The following is an 18,613-nucleotide window of genomic DNA, read 5'->3' as shown; positions in this document are numbered from 1 at the left end:
TAATAATTTATAATTCAGAAAGGTGAATATCATATTTAAAAAAGATACTTGGCAGGAGATCTATTATTCATTGAGGAATAATAAACTCCGTACATTTCTTACCATGATTGGAGTAGGATGGGGCATGTTTTTGTATGTAAGCCTTCTTGGGGCAGCAAAAGGCATGGAGAATGGTTTCGATAAATTGTTTTCCGGGTTTGCTACCAATTCCATTTTCCTGTGGGCACAGAAAACATCTATTCCATATGAAGGATTTCCAAAGGGAAGAGATGTTCATTTGAACTTATCTGATATGGAAATGCTGAAAAAGAAATTGACCGATATTGATTACATATCACCACAAAACGCAAGAGGAAGCTTCACAGGAACCCCAGGTGAATCCATGTCAAGAAACGGAAAAAGTGCTACCTATTCTTTGACGGGAGATTATTCTGTAGGAAATAAAATTTCAGAAAAGAAACTTATTTACGGACGCTACATCAATGATGCAGACGTTTCTGGAAATAAAAATGTAGTGGTTATTGGTGAAGAAATTTATAAGAACCTTTTTGATTCCAAGAAACAAGAGAATCCAATTGGAAAGTCGATTAACATCAAAGGGTTGTTTTTTAATGTAATTGGAGTTTTCAGAGTGAAAAAAGGAGGTGGTTTTGAAAGTGACCAGAGTGCTTTTATCCCATTATCTACTTATACTAAAATGTATAATGCAGGAGATCAGATTGATCTGTTTGCTATTGTAGGGAAGCCTAATGCTAACCTGAATACCCTGGAAGATCAGATAAAACAAATTTTAAAATCAAAAAATAAAGTTTCTCCCGAGGATACCAATGCTTTCGGAAGTGCTAACGTTGCTAAAGAATTTAAAAAGCTGACAGGTTTTCTTACTGGGATGCAGCTTTTGACCATTATTGTAGGAACATTGACGATCCTTGCCGGAGTTATTGCCATTTCAAACATCCTTTTGATTACCGTAAAAGAAAGAACAAAAGAAATAGGTATCAGACGGGCATTAGGAGCAAAGCCAGCTGAGGTAAGAAACCAGATCTTGCTTGAAAGTGTTGTCATTACGCTCTCTTCCGGATTGTTAGGATTTATGTTTGGAATCTTTGTGCTGATGATTTTAAATATAGCTACTCAGGGACAGGACTCATTTCCTTTTTATAACCCAACGGTAAACTACGGGAATGTATTTGCTGCCATGGCAGTAATGGTCATATTGGGATTAATTATCGGGATGATCCCTGCACAGAGAGCAGTAAAGATCAGGCCGATTGAAGCATTAAGAACAGAATAATAATTTGAAAATGAAATAATTTGAAAATTTGAAAATGATCAGAACCATGGGGTATTAATCTTTTAATTTTTAAATCTTTCAATCCTTTAATTAAAAAATAAACTATACATATGAAAAAGAAATTCACCTGGAAAAAAGCCATTTATATAGTCTTGGGGCTTTTATTTGCAGTGGCATTGTTCTCAGGGATTGGTTATCTTGTGAAATCGAACTCCAAAGAAAGCGAGGCTTTCCTTACCCGCAAACCGAGTATTCAGAATATGGATGATAAGGTAATGGCCACCGGAAAAATTGTTCCAAAGGAAGAAATTGAAATTAAGCCCAATATTACAGGGATTATCGATAAAATTTTAGTAAAAGAAGGAGACAGAGTAGAAGTAGGTCAGCTAATTGCTACCGTGAAAATTGTACCTAGTATTTCTGAAGTGAATGCTGCTCAGCAGGAAGTTCAGAATGCACAGATTCAGATCAGCAATGCGCAGATGAATGTTGGGAATATGCAGAAGCAATTTGAGATGCAAGATAAACTGTATAAGCAAGGAGTAGCTTCAAGACAGGAGTTCCTTAATGCCCAGCAACAATTATTCTCTCAGCAGCAGACTCTTAAGAATTCCCAGCAGCAGTTGAATACCGCACAGAAAAGATTGCAGATTGCTAAAACCGGAGCTACTCCTGAACTTCAGGGGCAAGGTTTGGCAACCACACAAATTCGTTCCAAAGCTTCAGGAACAGTTCTTGAAGTTCCTGTAAAACTGGGAAGTCAGGTAATTGAAGCGAACAACTTTAACGCAGGAACTACAATTTGTTCAGTAGCAGATTTGAATTCCCTGATCTTTAAAGGAGAAATTGATGAAGCTCAGGCTGGAAAACTGAAACAAGGGATGGATATGAATATTGTTATCGGTGCCTTACAGAATAAAACTTTTCCTGGTAAACTGACAATGATTGCTCCCAAAGGAAAAGATAATGCCGGAACCATCAAGTTTCCGGTAGAAGGAAACGTAGATAATCCTAATAATGAATACATCAGAGCTGGATTCTCAGCCAACGGAGAAATCGTGTTAAGTTCTCAGAAAAATGCTTTACTGCTTGATGAATCTCTTGTTCAGTATGAAAAGAAGCAAGGGAAAGATGTCCCTTTTGTAGAAGTAAAGCAGCAAGACGGGAAATTTAAGAAGGTATACCTGAAACTTGGAGCTAGTGATGGAATTAATGTTCAGATTCTTCCGGGATCAAATATTACAAAAGATTCAGAAGTAAAAGTTTGGAACCCATCCGATAAAGACAAAGAAGAGTTGAAAGAAAAAGCGAAAGCAAAATAATAAACTACACTATACATTTTAAACTGTAAGATCCCGGAGTATATACTTCGGGATTTTTTTTTGAATGAAAAACCTTAAGGTACAGGTTGAAATGATTCATCAAAAAATTAAATCAGTTTAAAATGTTCTGCTTTTTTATGATAAAGTATTGCAATATGTAATAAATATGAAGTTTAAAATGTCTTATTTTTAGTTTTAAATTATAATCATGAAGAAAAGCAGTCTGATTCTTATTCTTTTTATCATTGTAAAGTTTATTCTTCAATATACGTTGGTAAGTCCCGAATACGATTTGCAGCGAGATGAATACTTGCACCTGGACCAGGGAAATCATATTGCCTGGGGGTATATTTCTGTTCCTCCTGTGAGCTCGTGGATATCATGGCTGATAAAAGTATTGGGTGATTCTGTATTTTGGATCAGGTTTTTTCCGGCTTTATTCGGAGCGTTGACGATAGTGGTTGTCTGGAAAGCTGTCGAAGAATTAAAAGGAGGGCTTTTTGCTTGTATTCTTGCTGCTTTAGGGCTATTGTTTTCCTCATTACTTCGCTTGAATATGCTGTATCAGCCCAATTCACTGGATGTTTTATTATGGACTTCCTTTTTTTATATACTGATAAAATATATCAATACTGAAAAAGTAAGTTGGCTATATTGGGGGGGAGTCATTTTTGGGATAGGAATCTTGAATAAATACAATATCGTTTTTCTAGCATTAGGATTTTTACCTGCCCTTTTACTAACCAAACAAAGAAGAATTTTTGCAAATCCTCATACTTATGGAGCTGCCCTTCTAGCTTTGGTCATTATTTTCCCCAACCTTATTTGGCAGTATCATAACGGCTTTCCGGTAATTCATCATATGAAAGAATTATCCGAAATCCAGTTAGTGAATGTCAACCGGTTCGACTTTTTGAAATCACAGCTTTTATTCTTTATTGGAGTAACTTTTGTTATCCTGTTTGGTTTTTATGCTTTGTTGTTTTTTAAGTCTTTTGAGAAAATCAGGTTCTTCTTCTGGGGGTATATTATCACCATATCAGTATTTATGTTTTTTAGAGCAAAAGATTATTATGCAATAGGTATTTATCCTATTTATATAGGGTTTGGAGCGGTTTATCTTGAGAATATTTTGAATAGTGGATGGAAGAGATTTCTCAAACCTGTTTGTATTTTACACCCTATTCTTCTGTTTGTACCTATATATAATTTAGCATTTCCTAATAAAACTCCAGAATCTATAGCGGAGAATCCCGAAGCTTATAAAAAGTATGGACTTTTGCGCTGGGAAGATGGTAAAGACCATTCCTTACCTCAGGATTTTGCAGATATGTTGGGATGGAAAGAACTGGCTCAGAAAGTAGATCAACAATATACGCGTTTGTCAAAATCAGGAAACACCTTAGTACTTTGTGATAATTATGGGCAGGCGGGAGCAATTAATTTCTATTCTAAGCAGGGAATAAAGGCGGTATCGTTCAATGCAGATTATGTCAATTGGTTTGATTTAAGTAAAAAGTATAAAAATCTAATTAGAATCAAAGATAGTGCAGAAGATGAATTAGAAAAGACAGGTGCTTTCTTTAATCATTCTGTAATGGCGGATTCTGTTACCAATCCATATGCAAGAGAAAAAGGAACTGTGATTTTTAGTTTTGAAGACGCGAAAATTGATATACGAAAGAGACTTAAAGATGAAATAATTGAAATAAAAGATCGATGGAAAAAATAAACTTTGATGTAAAGTAAGATAATATAAAAAAAAAAATAACGCAATCAAGTTGCATTAATGAACTTTTGTTGTAGCTTTGTATTTGCAATAAATTATATCTCAACAGAAAATATGCAAAGCAAAAATTTTGATGTTATTATCATAGGAGGAAGTTATGCCGGTTTATCAGCAGGAATGGCTTTAGGAAGATCTTTAAGGAATGTTTTGATTATAGATCATGGGAAACCATGTAACAGGCAGACTCCTCATTCACATAATTTTATTACCCACGACGGAAAAACGCCAAAAGAAATCAGAGAGCTCGCTAAAAAGGATGTGGAAAAATATAAAACAATTCAGTTTTATGATGGTAAAGTAATGAGAGTAGGGAAGAATACTGATGATTTTTATGTAGAGCTATCTTCTGGTGATCAATTTTATGCGAGAAAGATCATTTTAGCTTCGGGAATTAAGGACATGATGCCTGATATTCCGGGGTTCACTGAATGTTGGGGAATTTCTGTCATACACTGTCCCTATTGTCACGGTTATGAAGTCAAGAATGAAGTAACGGGAATTCTCTCTGACGGAGATATGGCGTACGAGTTTTCTAAATTGGTCTTTAATTTAACAAAAGAGTTAACCTTATTTACGAACGGAAAAACTAAACTTACCAGTGAGCAGATTGGGAAATTGAAGCAGAATAAAATCAAGCTTAACGAAGATGAAATTAAAAGTATTGAACATGAAAACGGATATATTCAAAAACTCATCTTTACCAACGGAAAAACAGTTTCTTTAAAAGCTTTGTATGCGAAAATTCCTTTTGAACAGAATATTGATGTGTCAGAAACTTTAAGTTGTGAACTGACGGAACAAGGCTTTATTAAGGTAGATTTTATGCAGAAGACATCAGTTCCCGGAGTTTTTGCCTGTGGTGATAATGTAACCATGATGAGATCTGTAGCGAATGCTGTGGCTCAGGGTAATTTTGCCGGAGCAATGGTCAATAAAGAGCTCTCAGAAGAAGAATTTGGATACAAATAATATACTGATCTGTATGAAATGTAATATGGAAAACTACAGAAGACCGTTGATTGAAGAAAATTTATAAATAGGCAATATTTTGAAGCTTTTATAAAAAATCAGGTCTAAAATCATATTTTTTGATGCCAAAATCTCAACGAAAATTCCGTACATTTGGGGTGGAAAATTTCAAAAACTAAAAGTAAAATGGATATTATTTTCGACCTGATTGAAAAGGAAAGACAAAGACAGGCCCATGGATTAGAGCTTATCGCATCAGAAAACTTTGTTTCTGAAAACGTGATGAAAGCAATGGGAAGTGTACTGACAAATAAATATGCTGAAGGGTATCCCGGAAAAAGATATTACGGAGGATGTGAAGTAGTAGATGAGGTTGAAACATTAGCGATCAACAGAGCAAAGGAACTTTTCGGAGTAGACTATGTAAACGTGCAGCCACATTCCGGATCTCAGGCGAATGCAGCCATTTATCTTGCTGTTTTGAAAGCGGGAGATAAGATCATGGGAATGGACCTTTCTATGGGAGGACACCTTACTCATGGTTCTGCAGTTAACTTCTCAGGAATTCAATATCAAGTAGTTTCTTATGGAGTAGAAAGAGAGACTGGTCTTATCGACTATAACCAAATGAGAGAAGTTGCTTTAAGAGAAAGACCAAAAATGCTTATCGCCGGATTCTCTGCTTATTCAAGAGATCTGGACTATGCTAAATTTAGAGAAATTGCTGACGAAATCGGAGCAACACTTTGGGCAGATATTGCTCATCCTGCAGGTTTAGTAGCTAAGGGATTATTAAACTCTCCATTTGAACACTGCCACGTAGTGACCACTACTACTCATAAGACCCTAAGAGGTCCAAGAGGAGGAATGATTATGATGGGGAAAGATTTTGAAAATACCTATGGCCACAAAACTCCAAAAGGAGAAACAAAAATGATGAGCCAGGTATTAGATGGAGCTGTATTCCCAGGAATTCAAGGAGGTCCGCTAGAGCATGTAATTGCTGGTAAAGCAGTTGCTTTCGGGGAAGCTTTGGATGGTCAGTTTGAAACTTATGCAAAACAGGTGAAGGCGAATGCTCAGGCGTTATCAAAAGCAATGATCGATAAAGGCTTTGATATCGTGAGTGGAGGTACAGATAACCACTTAATGCTGGTAGACCTTAGAAATAAAGGAGTAAACGGTAAAGAAACAGAAAAAGCATTAGTGCTTGCAGATATTACATGTAATAAAAATATGGTTCCTTTCGATGACAAGTCTCCATTTACAACATCTGGTATCAGATTAGGTACAGCTGCTATTACAACAAGAGGACTTAAAGAAAATGATATGGAAACTATTGCAGGATTAATCTCTGAAGTAGTGGATAACATCAAAAATGAAGAAGTTCTTGCATCTGTAAGAAAGAAAGTAAATGAATTAATGGAAGGTAAAGCATTATTCAACTACTAATATAAAATATAATATACTATAAAGAATGGGCAGAAAGCTCATTCTTTTTTTATTCACATGGAAAAGAAATCTTTTACTTTTGATGAAATCAAGCAGAAACTGATCAGTTATTGTGTGTATCAGGATCGCTGTCATGCGGAAGTGGAGCAGAAAATGAGAGAATTTCTCCTGATTGAAGAGGCAAAAGAAGAAATTATTCTCTATCTGATGAAAGAAAATTACCTCAATGAAGAAAGGTTTACCAGAAGCTATATCAGAGGAAAATTTTACATTAAACATTGGGGAAGGAATAAGATCAGAATGAACCTTAAGCAGAAGCAAATCTCTGAAAAACTGATCAGTATGTGTTTTGATGAAATATATGAAGATGATTACATCAAAACGATCACAAGAATCTATGAAGACTATTCTTCAAAACAGAAAGGATTGCAGGAATATCAGAAAAAAGTGAAGACTATAAAATATTTAATGAGCAGAGGCTTTGAATATGAGAAAATAAATGATATTTTTGACTAAATATTGAATAAAATTTAAAGTTATCTTTTTTGAGCTTTAAAAAATTAAGAAAGAGTATTATGGGTAAATATCACCCTTAGCTGAATTTTTATGGTATGATTTTTGTCAACCATTTGCTCTATTGATTGACTCCTAAAGGTTTCATAAAATAGTTAAACATCAAATTTATTTTTGATTTCAGTATCTAAATAGAATTTTATTTTATTTTTGCATGATTGTATCGAAATTATCATTGGTGGATAATTGGATCTTACACTAATTAAAAATATGGACACAAATATAGACAATGTACAATTCTCTTAGAAAAAAAATATTTGGAGGAGATAATGTTGTCAATCTCTCAGACGTAAGATATCTTCCTAGATGGATAATATTGGTAATAGATATTATTATTCTGGTTATATCTCTATTTCTTTCTACTTATATTATAGAAAAAATTACACAAAAAGAATTTATTTACCATCAGGATAAAAGTATTGTTTTTGCTTTTATAATCTTGGTGAACACTTTCTTTATGTATATTTTTAAAACGTATGCCGGGATCATCAGGCATTCAACTTTTATAGATCTGTTCAAATTACTTGTATCGTGTTTCAGTACGATGTTTGTTGTTGCTACAATTAATGTAGTATACTTTTGGACTACAGGTGGAAAGTTTATTTTAACTCCTTATCTGGTACTGTATTTTGTGATCTCTTTTATGGGATTATTTCTCTTTAGACTTTATGTTAAAGAATTTTTTCACATTGTAAGAGAATACAGAAGAAGTGCATTGAAAAAACGGATTTTAGTACTGGGAATTGATGAACAATCTATTGCTATTGCAAGAGCCATTTTAGATAACCCCAATCTTCCTTATCAGGTAGTTGGTTTTTTAACACAGAGAACCGATTCAAAAAGAGCATCATTGCTTGGAAAGCCAATCTATGCAAAAGAAAAGATTGAGACTAGCACAAAAGATGATCTTGTTATTGACGGGGTTATTATTGTAAAAGAAATGATGGCAAAGGATGAAATGAATTCCTGGGTCAATTTATTTTTAGAGAAAGATCTGAATGTATTTAAAGCTCCTTCTGTTCAAAAATTGAGAGATAGTGATTTAGGCGGATCAATAAGAAATCTTCAAATTGAGGACCTTCTTAATAGAAAACCTATCAAGATTGAGAACGAGGAAGTTAAAAGCAGACATTACGGTAAAAATGTATTAGTTACCGGGGGAGCTGGTTCAATAGGGAGCGAAATTATCCGACAGGTAGCTCAGTTTACCCCTTCTTTGATTGTTGTACTTGATCAGGCTGAAACCCCATTATATGATATTGAACTTGAAATGAAGGAGAAATTTCCTCATATCAGATTTAAATTTGTATTAGCTGATGTTTCCAATATTCACAGAATTGAGCCGTTATTCCAGACGTATAACTTTTCAATGGTATACCATGCTGCAGCTTATAAGCATGTTCCTCTTGTAGAAGATAATCCAAACGAGGCAATCCGTGTAAATGTTTTAGGATCAAAAAATATAGCTGTTTTATCCAGTCGTTACAAGGTCAACAGATTTGTAATGATTTCAACAGATAAGGCGGTAAATCCTACCAATGTAATGGGAGCCTCCAAAAGGGCAGCCGAATTATTTGTTCAGTCTTTACAACACGCTGAAGGTAATACAACAAAATTTATTACCACAAGATTCGGAAATGTTTTGGGGTCAAATGGATCTGTTATTCCTCATTTCAAAAAACAGATTGAGGCAGGTGGGCCTGTTACCATCACTCACCCTGATATTGTAAGATACTTTATGACCATTCCTGAAGCATGTGAACTTGTTCTTCAGGCTGGAACCATGGGACAGGGAGGGGAAATCTTTGTTTTTGATATGGGTGAACCCGTGAAGATTCTTGATTTAGCAAGAAGAATGATAAAACTATCAGGTTTTGAGCCTAATATTGATATCAAAATTATTTATACTGGATTAAGACCAGGGGAAAAACTATACGAAGAACTCCTAAGTGATAATGCAAAAACGCTTCCTACTCATAATGAAAAAATTATGGTTTCTAAAGATCCTACCATGTCGTTTTCGGAAATAGAACGTTTGGTAAATCAGATAACGGAAGCCTCTGTAATGCAGGAAAAAGTAGAAGTTGTTAAGATTCTTAAGCTTATCGTGCCAGAATTTATAAGTAATAATTCTATCTACGAGGTTTTGGATAAATAGGAAAAAATATAAATGTATATTTGTACAATTTTAAAATATGAAAAGTAAAATATTAGGACTGTTTTCTATACTCTTATTAGTATCATGTAAGGTTAAAGATAATGCTCAGAATGATTTAAACTATATGCAGAATATAGAACAAGTGGCTATTGAATCATCTGCAAAAAATTCTGGTAATACAATACAGACAGGAGATCAGCTGGTTATCCTGATTACCGCTAAAGATATGGATGTAGTAAAGCCATTTAATCAGAGCTATTCTTCTTCTGAAATGGTTCAGCCTAGTAATACCAATGCAGGAGGCAATATGCCTAGCCAGGGAACAACAACGATAACAGGACCTACTTATATTGTAGATAATAATGGTAATATCGATTTTCCGGTTATTGGTACAATTAATACAACAGGTAAGACACTGATTGATGTTAAAAATGAATTAAAAGAAAAAGTAAGCCAATATGTTATTAATCCAACTGTAAGTGTAAGACTTACTAACTTTAAAATTACAGTACTTGGGGAGGTTAACAGGCAAGGAGATTATACCATTACTAACGGACAGGCAACTATTTGGAATGCTTTAGGACTTGCTGGTGATTTAACCGGATATGGAAAAAGAACAGACGTATTGGTGGTAAGAACTGAAGATGGAAAAGTTACTCATGGTAGAATTAATCTACAGGACGCTAACTTGATTAATTCTCCGTTTTTTAATTTAAAACAAGGTGACGCCATTATTGTTCAGTCAACTAAAGCAAAAGAAATAGTATCAAGACAGAATCCTAATACAGGACTTTACCTTACTGCTATTTCTATTGGTGTGACAGCTCTTGCTGTTGTTATTGGTTTGTTTAAAAAATAAAAGTTACGTAATTAAACTATCAAAAATAATATTGTTAATTTAATTATTTGAAAGAATCACAAAAAATGAAATCATATAATATAGCCATTATAGGACAAGGGTATGTAGGATTACCTTTGTCTTTGGAATTTGCTCATCATTATCCGGTTTTGGGTTTTGATATTAATACAGAAAGAATTAATGAGCTTAATAATGGTCATGATACGACATTAGAAGCGGATATTGATAAACTTAAAGATTGTTTAAACCGTTATAATGAGTCAAAAGGAACTATTGGTTATAGAGGAACAAGTAATATTCGGGAAATTGCCGACTGTAATGTTTTTGTTGTAACAGTACCTACACCTATTGATAAATATAATGCTCCGGACCTGAACCCATTGCTTACAGCTTCAAAGATGCTGGGAGAAATTATCAAGAAAGGAGATATTGTCATATATGAATCTACTGTTTTCCCTGGCTGTACTGAAGAAGAATGTGTTCCAATTCTGGAAAAATATTCAGGATTAAAATTCAATGAAGACTTCTTTGTAGGATATTCCCCTGAAAGAATCAATCCGGGAGATAAAATAAATACCTTAACCAGTGTAATGAAAGTCACTTCCGGATCTACAGCTGAAATAGCACAGGAAGTTGACGATTTATATAAAAAAATAATTACAGCAGGTACTCACAAAGCACCTAGTATTAGAGTAGCAGAGGCTTCAAAAGCGATTGAAAATGCTCAACGAGATGTAAACATTTCTTTTGTTAATGAGTTGGCCCTTATCTTTGATAGAATGGGGATTGATACCAATGACGTTCTTGAAGCAGCTGGAACAAAATATAATTTTCTGAAATATAAACCTGGCCTTGTTGGAGGACACTGTATTTCTGTAGATCCATATTATCTGGCACATAAAGCTGAGCAATTGGGCTATCATCCGGACGTTATATTATCAGGGCGTAGGGTAAATGATTCAATTGCAAAATTTATAGCATCAAAAGTGGTAAAATTGCTTATAGCTAAAGGAAATGTTATCAAAAATTCTCAAGCTTTAATTTTAGGAGTAACTTTTAAAGAAAATTGTCCTGATGTAAGAAATACAAAAGTGATTGACATTTATAATGAATTAAAAGATTATGGGGTAGAGGTAGATATTTTTGATCCGTGGGCAGATAAAGAAGAAGTAAAACATGAATATGGGGTAACTATTCTAGATCAGTTTAAGGAAAATAAAAAATATGATTCAATTATCATTGCTGTATCTCACAAAGAATTTCTCACATTAGATTTTGAAAAAATAAAAAAAGAGGATAGTATTATTTTTGATACTAAAGCTTGTATTGATCGAAGTTTAGTAGATGCAAGGCTCTAATTATTAAAAAACTAATTAATATGTGTTGTTAAAATAAGACAACATAGCAAATTGTAAAATTTAAAACTAAATAATGGATAATCCAGTTATTGAAGGATCAGAAAAAGAAATTAATATTCAGGAGATAATTAAACCCTATTTGAGAAACTGGGTGTGGTTTATTATTGTTCCTATTATATGTTTAGTTGCAACTTACTTTTACTTAAAGTTTGTTACACCTATATATAATATTCAGTCATCCGTTCTTATTAAAGACGCTAAAAAAAGTCCTACTGTGGGAGGAGGTGAGTTTGGTGTTTTACAAGACTTATCTGGTTTTGGAGGAATGGGAACAAATAGTATTGAGAATGAAATAGAAATTTTCAAGTCTAAAAAACTTATGTATGAAGTGGTAAAGCAGAATAATCTGCAGACTTCAATATATACAAAATCCAAATTAAATGATGAGGAACTCTACAAAGAGACATCTCCTATAACCATTCAAGTTATTAACGAAAAGGAGTACACCCAAAGAATAACACCGGTAAACATTAAAATTTCTGGTCAAAATATTGTTTTAACAAGTGATAGCTTTCCGGAAATTAAAACACAGTTCAATAAAACAGTCAGCTTACCTTATGCTAATTTATTGATCATCAAAAACCCGATGTACAATAAGTCTAAAGCTGAAGATCTGAGTAATATACATTTTATCTATTCTACTATAGAAGGTACTGTGAATTATTTACAGAAAATATTAAATGTAAGCTTAATTAATAAAGAATCAACAGTTATTAATTTATCATTGAATTATGCGAATGTAAATAAAGCTAAGGATATTGTAAATACTTTAGTAAAAGCATATAATAATGATGCTATTAGTGATAAGAATTCAGAATCAAAAAAGACTAAAGATTTTATTGATGATAGAATAAATCTTATATCAAAAGAATTAGGGCAGGTTGAAAATGAAAAAGAACGTTTCAAATCGAGCAACCAAATTACCGATTTATCAACAGAAGCTAAAATAAGTCTTGAAACATCAGCTGAAGCTAGATCAAAACAAATTGATTTAGAATCTCAACTTGAGCTTACCAATGCTTTAATCGATTTTATGGGAAGGCAAAATAATACTCAGATATTACCTTCCAATGTCGGATTAAATAATACCGCCGCTGCTGCTAGTATAACAGCATACAATCAGCTTGTTTTAGAGCGAAACAGATTACTTGAAAATGCAACTCCTCAGAACCCTGTGGTCATAGATCTTAATAAGCAAATATCTTCTCTAAGAGGCTCTGTTATGGAAAGTCTATTGAAGAATAGAACAGGATTGCAATTAGCTAAAAATCAATATCAGGGCGAACAAAATATAATAAGCTCAAAAATCACCAAAATTCCTGCACAGGAAAAAATGTTTAGAAGTATTGAGAGACAGCAACAGATAAAAGAGAGTTTATACCTGCTTCTATTACAGAAAAGAGAAGAAACGGCAATTTCATTGGCAGTTACAGCAAATAAAGCCAGAATTATAGACTATGCTTATGCATCACCTGGTCCTGTAGCTCCTAAAAAAATGCTTTTCCTTGCCGGAGCATTATTGTTCGGACTTCTTTTACCTGTTATTATTATCTATCTTAAAGAAATGCTTAATAATAAGATTAAAAGTAAGCATGATTTAGAGAAACTTTCTCATGCTTCTGTATTAGGAGAATTACCAAGCGTTTTAAAGGGAGATCCGGATATTGTACAGGTTAATGACCTTTCACCGATGGCAGAAGCCTTCCGTATTTTAATTACTAATATGAACTTTTTATTACCTAAAAAGGATCATGGAAAAATTGTTTTTGTTACTTCTTCGGTTAAAGGAGAAGGAAAGACTTTTGTTTCTGTTAATTTAGCTTTGACTTTAGCAACGCCTAATAAGAAAGTGATTATTATAGGTTCAGATATAAGAAACCCTCAGCTTCAACGTTACAATACATCGAGAAGGGGCTTAACTGGTTTGACAGAGTTTCTGTATTCAGATCAAACCAAAGTAGAAGATATAATACATGTCACTTCATTTAATCCACATTGCGATGTAATTTATTCAGGAATGATTCCACCAAACCCAACAGAATTACTAAGTAATGGAAGATATGAATTGTTGTTAAATCATTTGAGAACTAAGTATGATTATATCATTATAGATACTGCACCTCTATTATTAGTAACGGATACGTTCTTATTTGCAGACTTAGCTGATGCCACATTATACGTTACAAGATCAAGATATACAGAAAAATCTCTTATTGAGTTTGCTAATAGTAATATTGATAACCATAAAATTAAGAATGTAGGTTTTGTGCTTAATGATGTGGATAAAAACCATTATGGATATGGTAATAAATATGGCTATGGTTATTCAGCGAAGGAAAAAACCTGGTTGGAAAAGATTAAAGAGAGACTATAATGACTAAAATTATTAATATTATACTTTCTGGGGGAGTGGGTAGCAGGCTTTGGCCCTTATCCAGAAAACACAGGCCCAAGCAATATCTGAATATTTTTGGAAAAAAATCTCTTTTTCAATTGACAGCAACTAGAAATATAAGTCTATGTGACCGTTTGACTGTGATAGGGAATACAGATAATTTTGAATTGTCTTCGGAAGCTTTACAAGAGATTAATATACAAGAATATCAGCAAATAGTAGAAGCTTCACCCAGAAACACTGCGGCAGCCATAGCTTTTGCTGCATTTTCAGCAGATAAAGATGATATTTTACTCATTACGCCCTCTGATCATTTAATAGAAGATGAGGAAGAATATGCAAGATCTGTTAATGAAGCAATTCAGCTGGCGAAACAGGACTCGATTGTTACATTTGGATTAGTTCCTACTAAACCGGAAACAGGTTTTGGCTATATTCAGGTGGACGGTAATAACGTATTAGGATTTCGAGAAAAACCTAATCTGGAAACTGCCCAGGAATTTATACTAAAGGGTAATTTTTTATGGAATTCAGGGATGTTTTGTTTTAAGGCTGGCATTTTTTTAGAAGAGCTTAAAAAATACCAACCTGAAGTGTATACAAAGTCCGAAATTGCTTTTAATGCAAGAATAGGGGATAAACTACCTCTTAGAGAAAGCATGGATATTCCATCTATATCTGTAGATTATGCAGTAATGGAAAAGACTGACCGGCTTAAAGTCGTAAAATCAAATTTTAAATGGTCTGATATGGGATCCTTTGAGTCTCTGTATAATTATTTAAAGAACAATGGACATCCGACGGATGAAAATGGAAATATGGTTATTGGAAGCAATATACATACAGAGTTTTTAGGAATTAAAAAAAGTATTTTGGTGGTTACCGAAGATGCTATCTTAGTTTTGAAAAGAGAGAAGTCCCAAGATGTGAAGAAGATTTGTGAGAATGTTCCTGCCAATCTGCAATAGTTTTGCTGTTTCATTAATGCATATATAGAATGAGAAAGCAAATTAGTATCTTGTTTTTTTTGAAATTACTCAAGATACCTGTTAATTTAGTGCTGCTGTCTCTTACAGCGCGTTACTTTGGAGTAAGTATAGAGAAAGATATTTGGTTACTTGCTTTTGCAACCATTACAACTCTTGATCTTGCTATTTGGGGTCCAATAAATGAAACATTCCGAACAAAATTTGTTTTCCTAAAAGAAAAAGAAAATGATGAGTACGCTATCAGAAAAACGCAATCTCTTTTATTTTACTTTATTTGTTTCTCAGTTCTGGGGATAGTACTGATTGTATTATTTAATGCATTTTTTGCTCGGATTATTGCGCCTGATTACAATGTAGCTCAACTGGAAATTCTTCAGAAGATGCTCATTTACGTAGCACCAGCATTATTATTCAATCAATTAATGCAAATAGGGATAAGTATCTTAAATGCCTATGAAATTTTTTTTGTAGCAGAAATATCAAGTTTTTTTTCAAATATATTGAATATAGTATTGCTGATATTATTTGTTAATCAATTCGGAATATATGCATTAGCAATATCTTATTATATATCAACCGTATTACTGATATTTTTTATTCTGTTTTATTTTTACAGGAAAAAAATTCCGCTCTTTAAGTATCGCTGGAACTTTAAGTTTGATGGATTCAAAATGTTTTTTCTTTTTGCTATTCCATTTTTTCTACCTTATTTTTTTGGACAGATTAATACCTTATTAGAGAAAATATTTGCAGCAGAATTAGGAGCTGGCTCAGTTTCTATTTTAGATTTCTCTAACCGTGTTCCAATGTTACTGTACAGTATCGTACTGAGTGTTGTAACTACTGTTGTTGTTCCCACATTGTCTAAATATTATATACGTTCTGAAAAGGACAACTTTAATAGTGAGTTTAAAAAAGTATTTCATTTAGGTATTTTATTAATAGGATTGATTATTGCTTTTCTAATGGGGGCTGCACCTGCAGTAATTGATTTTCTTTATAATAAAGGAAGTATTGCTCATGAACAGCTGACAACCATTTCAGAAATGACTGTTTTATATGCCGCAGCATTAATTGGTTTGTTCTCTTATATCCTGTTTGGAATGAGTTTACTGGCATCTGAAAAACAGAAAATTTATGCATTAATGGGAATGCTTACACAAATTCTGGTTGTAGCGCTTAATTTCTTTTGCAGACCGCTCTTAGGAATTTATACTTTTCCGATATCAATTGCTATTGCCCATGTTTTTTTCGCATTCCTGATGAGCCAGAATTATCCATTCAAAAAAGAACTGAAGCTGGAGCTCTTTAAATATATCATATTCACAACTGTACTCTGCCTTATCATGTATTGTGCAGGAAAATATGTTATTATTGATAATTCACTTCTAAAGATGATCTGCATGGGAGCTTTATTATGCGTTTCAGCATTTGGATTAAGTGTAGTGTTAAAAATGGAAGAGCGGGAAATAGCCATCAATGCAATCAGAAGCAGAATAAAAAAATAAATAGTAAATCATTAAAAGAATTCAGCTGCTTTATATTTGTAAGGATTTTAAGTAACTGGAACAATGAAGGAACGAGAAATGTTACTTCGATAATTCAAAAAATATAGTATGGGGAAAAAGAAATTTCATTGTATATTTCCTATCGGACAAAATGTACACCTGGTAAAAGATGTGGGGATGATTCCTTACATGTTGCAAAAGGAGGGGTACTATGAGTCTTACATCTCATTCTATGAAAAGCCTGAAAACTTGCCTTATTTAAAAAATGAAGTTAAAGGGTTACATTATAAGCCGATAAAAAAAGTTTTTAAGAATGAAGATCTAAATATTTTTCTTTTTTTGCTTTTCAATTTCTGGAAGATGAATTATGTAATGATGTTTCATCCTTCTTTCAGAAAAATTCTCATCGGTTTTTTATTTAAAGTATTGTCCTTTAATAGACTGAAATTTTACTTTAAAATGGATGCCAATGACACTCTGTTAGAAGAGAAGTTCTATCCAGAATCTGTTAATTATAAACTTAGAAATTTCTTTTATAATAAAACAGGAAAATTTACAGTTGAGACCAAAAAAGTTGCTGACTTTATGAATGAGTTTTCATACATAAATGTAAGTTTTCTTCCAAATGGATTTATAAAAAGCCCGGAAAATACTATAACAAAGGAGAATAGACTTCTATGGGTTGGCAGAGTGGGTGCAGAAGAAAAGGGTATTAACTATTTATTGTCTGCATTGTCGAATATTGATCTGAAAAACTGGAAAGTAGATATTGTAGGACCCTATGATAGTAGTTTCTCAGAGACGATTGATAATTTTTTTTTAAATGCTCCGGGTTTAAAGGGAAAAATAGAATTTACTGGCAATATTTCTAGTCGAGAGCTTTTAGACATATATTATGCTAAATCAAAAGTCTTTGTTTTAACATCAAAATATGAAAGCTTTGGCTTGGTATTGGTAGAAGCACTCGCACATGGGAATTTTTTAGTATCCAGCGATTTATTACCAGCACAGGAAATTTCAGGATTTGGTAAATTTGGTGAATTATTTCCTGTAGGTGATTCTCAAAAATTAGCCTCCATTCTTCAGAGTATTATAGATGAGAAGACGCACTTACCTTCTAAGGAAAGCATTATTGCATATGCAGATGAAAACTACGATTGGAGTGGTTTGGTAAAAAAATTATATGAATTATTGGAATCAAAATAATTTAAAAATGCAGAATTTAGATTGTTCTATTATTATTGTAAATTATAATACTTGTAAGCTTACACTTGAGTGTATAGAGAGTATTCAGAAATTTTCAACAGGGTTTACCTATGAGATCATAGTAGTAGATAATGCTTCTAGTGATGAATCTTCAGTAATTCTTCCGAAAACAGAAAATATCAGGTTTATTCAATCCGGGAATAATCTGGGGTTTGGCTTTGCCAATAACCTGGGAGCTAAATCTGCAAAAGGAGAATTTCTTTTTTTACTAAACTCTGATACAATTTTGCTGGATAACTCTATCAAAAAAATGTTGGATTTCTATGTTGCGAATCAAAATATATTGAATATCGGAGCGTTGGGATGTATTTTAACTGATGAGGATGGACGTTTTATAAATAGTGGTGGTTTTTTTCCGAAAGCAAAAAATTATATCAATACCTATTTTGGAAAAAATTTAAAAGAATTTGAAATTTCAACAAAAAATGAATTTCAGGAAATTGATTTTGTGACAGGAGCTGATTTATTGATCTCAAGACAGATTTATGAAGATATTGGAGGGTTATATAGTTATAAGTACAATGGAAAGGAGCTGCAGGAGACTGGTATGTATGATTATGGGGCTAGGATGTATATGCCGGATTTAGGAAGATGGGGTGTTGTGGATCCTTTGGCGGAGAA

Annotated in this window: 13 protein-coding genes and 2 pseudogenes; all 15 read left to right on the top strand. The window is 33.2% G+C overall.

Features of this window, described 5'->3' with window-relative positions:
* The first annotated feature begins 22 nt into the window (after nt 1-22).
* Nucleotides 23-1,294: an ABC transporter permease gene (locus tag NBX25_RS16930; protein WP_123910362.1), complete on the top strand. Its 1,272-nt coding sequence runs from the start codon at nt 23-25 to the stop codon at nt 1,292-1,294.
* Between the two features lie 110 nt (nt 1,295-1,404).
* A complete protein-coding gene (locus tag NBX25_RS16925; RefSeq protein WP_185145565.1) occupies nt 1,405-2,616 on the top strand; it encodes an efflux RND transporter periplasmic adaptor subunit in 1,212 nt (403 codons plus the stop codon).
* Nucleotides 2,617-2,824: 208 nt separating this feature from the next.
* Nucleotides 2,825-4,348 (top strand): glycosyltransferase family 39 protein, encoded by a 1,524-nt coding sequence (locus tag NBX25_RS16920; protein WP_250254485.1) that lies wholly within the window; start codon nt 2,825-2,827, stop codon nt 4,346-4,348.
* A gap of 111 nt (nt 4,349-4,459) precedes the next feature.
* The gene (locus NBX25_RS16915) at nt 4,460-5,374 is read left to right on the top strand and encodes an NAD(P)/FAD-dependent oxidoreductase (protein WP_250254484.1); all 915 of its coding nucleotides are present in this window, start codon (nt 4,460-4,462) and stop codon (nt 5,372-5,374) included.
* Nucleotides 5,375-5,560: 186 nt separating this feature from the next.
* A complete protein-coding gene (glyA, locus tag NBX25_RS16910; protein WP_123910369.1) occupies nt 5,561-6,826 on the top strand; it encodes a serine hydroxymethyltransferase in 1,266 nt (421 codons plus the stop codon).
* A gap of 51 nt (nt 6,827-6,877) precedes the next feature.
* Nucleotides 6,878-7,342 (top strand): regulatory protein RecX, encoded by a 465-nt coding sequence (locus tag NBX25_RS16905; RefSeq protein ID WP_502799779.1) that lies wholly within the window; start codon nt 6,878-6,880, stop codon nt 7,340-7,342.
* A 286-nt stretch (nt 7,343-7,628) separates the two neighbouring features.
* Nucleotides 7,629-9,557, top strand: coding sequence for a polysaccharide biosynthesis protein (locus NBX25_RS16900; protein ID WP_123910371.1), 1,929 nt, complete (start codon nt 7,629-7,631; stop codon nt 9,555-9,557).
* Nucleotides 9,558-9,594: 37 nt separating this feature from the next.
* The gene (locus tag NBX25_RS16895; RefSeq protein ID WP_123910373.1) at nt 9,595-10,416 is read left to right on the top strand and encodes a polysaccharide biosynthesis/export family protein; all 822 of its coding nucleotides are present in this window, start codon (nt 9,595-9,597) and stop codon (nt 10,414-10,416) included.
* A gap of 65 nt (nt 10,417-10,481) precedes the next feature.
* Nucleotides 10,482-11,774 (top strand): nucleotide sugar dehydrogenase, encoded by a 1,293-nt coding sequence (locus tag NBX25_RS16890; RefSeq protein WP_250254480.1) that lies wholly within the window; start codon nt 10,482-10,484, stop codon nt 11,772-11,774.
* A gap of 73 nt (nt 11,775-11,847) precedes the next feature.
* Complete coding sequence (locus NBX25_RS16885; protein ID WP_250254478.1) at nt 11,848-14,208, top strand: GumC family protein; 2,361 nt, start codon at nt 11,848-11,850, stop codon at nt 14,206-14,208.
* Nucleotides 14,208-15,197, top strand: coding sequence for a mannose-1-phosphate guanylyltransferase (locus NBX25_RS16880; RefSeq protein WP_250254476.1), 990 nt, complete (start codon nt 14,208-14,210; stop codon nt 15,195-15,197). Before NBX25_RS16885 ends, NBX25_RS16880 begins: the two co-directional genes overlap by 1 nt.
* Before the next feature lie 59 nt (nt 15,198-15,256).
* Nucleotides 15,257-16,726 (top strand): lipid II flippase MurJ, encoded by a 1,470-nt coding sequence (locus NBX25_RS16875; RefSeq protein ID WP_250254475.1) that lies wholly within the window; start codon nt 15,257-15,259, stop codon nt 16,724-16,726.
* Between the two features lie 249 nt (nt 16,727-16,975).
* On the top strand, nt 16,976-17,932 hold the full coding sequence (locus NBX25_RS16870) for a glycosyltransferase family 4 protein (protein ID WP_250254473.1): 957 nt from the start codon (nt 16,976-16,978) through the stop codon (nt 17,930-17,932).
* Nucleotides 17,910-18,428 (top strand): annotated as a pseudogene (locus NBX25_RS16865) (glycosyltransferase family 2 protein); the annotation flags it as partial. The gene NBX25_RS16870 and the pseudogene NBX25_RS16865, both read left to right, overlap by 23 nt.
* Before the next feature lie 69 nt (nt 18,429-18,497).
* Nucleotides 18,498-18,613 (top strand): annotated as a pseudogene (locus NBX25_RS24920) (RHS repeat-associated core domain-containing protein); the annotation flags it as partial.

Source organism: Chryseobacterium sp. Marseille-Q3244, assembly GCF_940807095.1.
Classification (GTDB): domain Bacteria; phylum Bacteroidota; class Bacteroidia; order Flavobacteriales; family Weeksellaceae; genus Chryseobacterium.
Note: the sequence above shows the minus strand (reverse complement) of the source record. Positions and strands in the feature narration are given on the sequence as shown.

Bases quoted from the DNA above. Each gene is read 5' to 3' on its own strand.
- NBX25_RS16925 (WP_185145565.1), top strand. From the start codon at position 1,405: ATGAAAAAGAAATTCACCTGGAAAAAAGCCATTTATATAGTCTTGGGG.
- NBX25_RS16920 (WP_250254485.1), top strand. From the start codon at position 2,825: ATGAAGAAAAGCAGTCTGATTCTTATTCTTTTTATCATTGTAAAGTTT.
- NBX25_RS16915 (WP_250254484.1), top strand. From the start codon at position 4,460: ATGCAAAGCAAAAATTTTGATGTTATTATCATAGGAGGAAGTTATGCC.
- glyA (WP_123910369.1), top strand. From the start codon at position 5,561: ATGGATATTATTTTCGACCTGATTGAAAAGGAAAGACAAAGACAGGCC.
- NBX25_RS16900 (WP_123910371.1), top strand. From the start codon at position 7,629: ATGTACAATTCTCTTAGAAAAAAAATATTTGGAGGAGATAATGTTGTC.
- NBX25_RS16895 (WP_123910373.1), top strand. From the start codon at position 9,595: ATGAAAAGTAAAATATTAGGACTGTTTTCTATACTCTTATTAGTATCA.
- NBX25_RS16890 (WP_250254480.1), top strand. From the start codon at position 10,482: ATGAAATCATATAATATAGCCATTATAGGACAAGGGTATGTAGGATTA.
- NBX25_RS16885 (WP_250254478.1), top strand. From the start codon at position 11,848: ATGGATAATCCAGTTATTGAAGGATCAGAAAAAGAAATTAATATTCAG.
- NBX25_RS16880 (WP_250254476.1), top strand. From the start codon at position 14,208: ATGACTAAAATTATTAATATTATACTTTCTGGGGGAGTGGGTAGCAGG.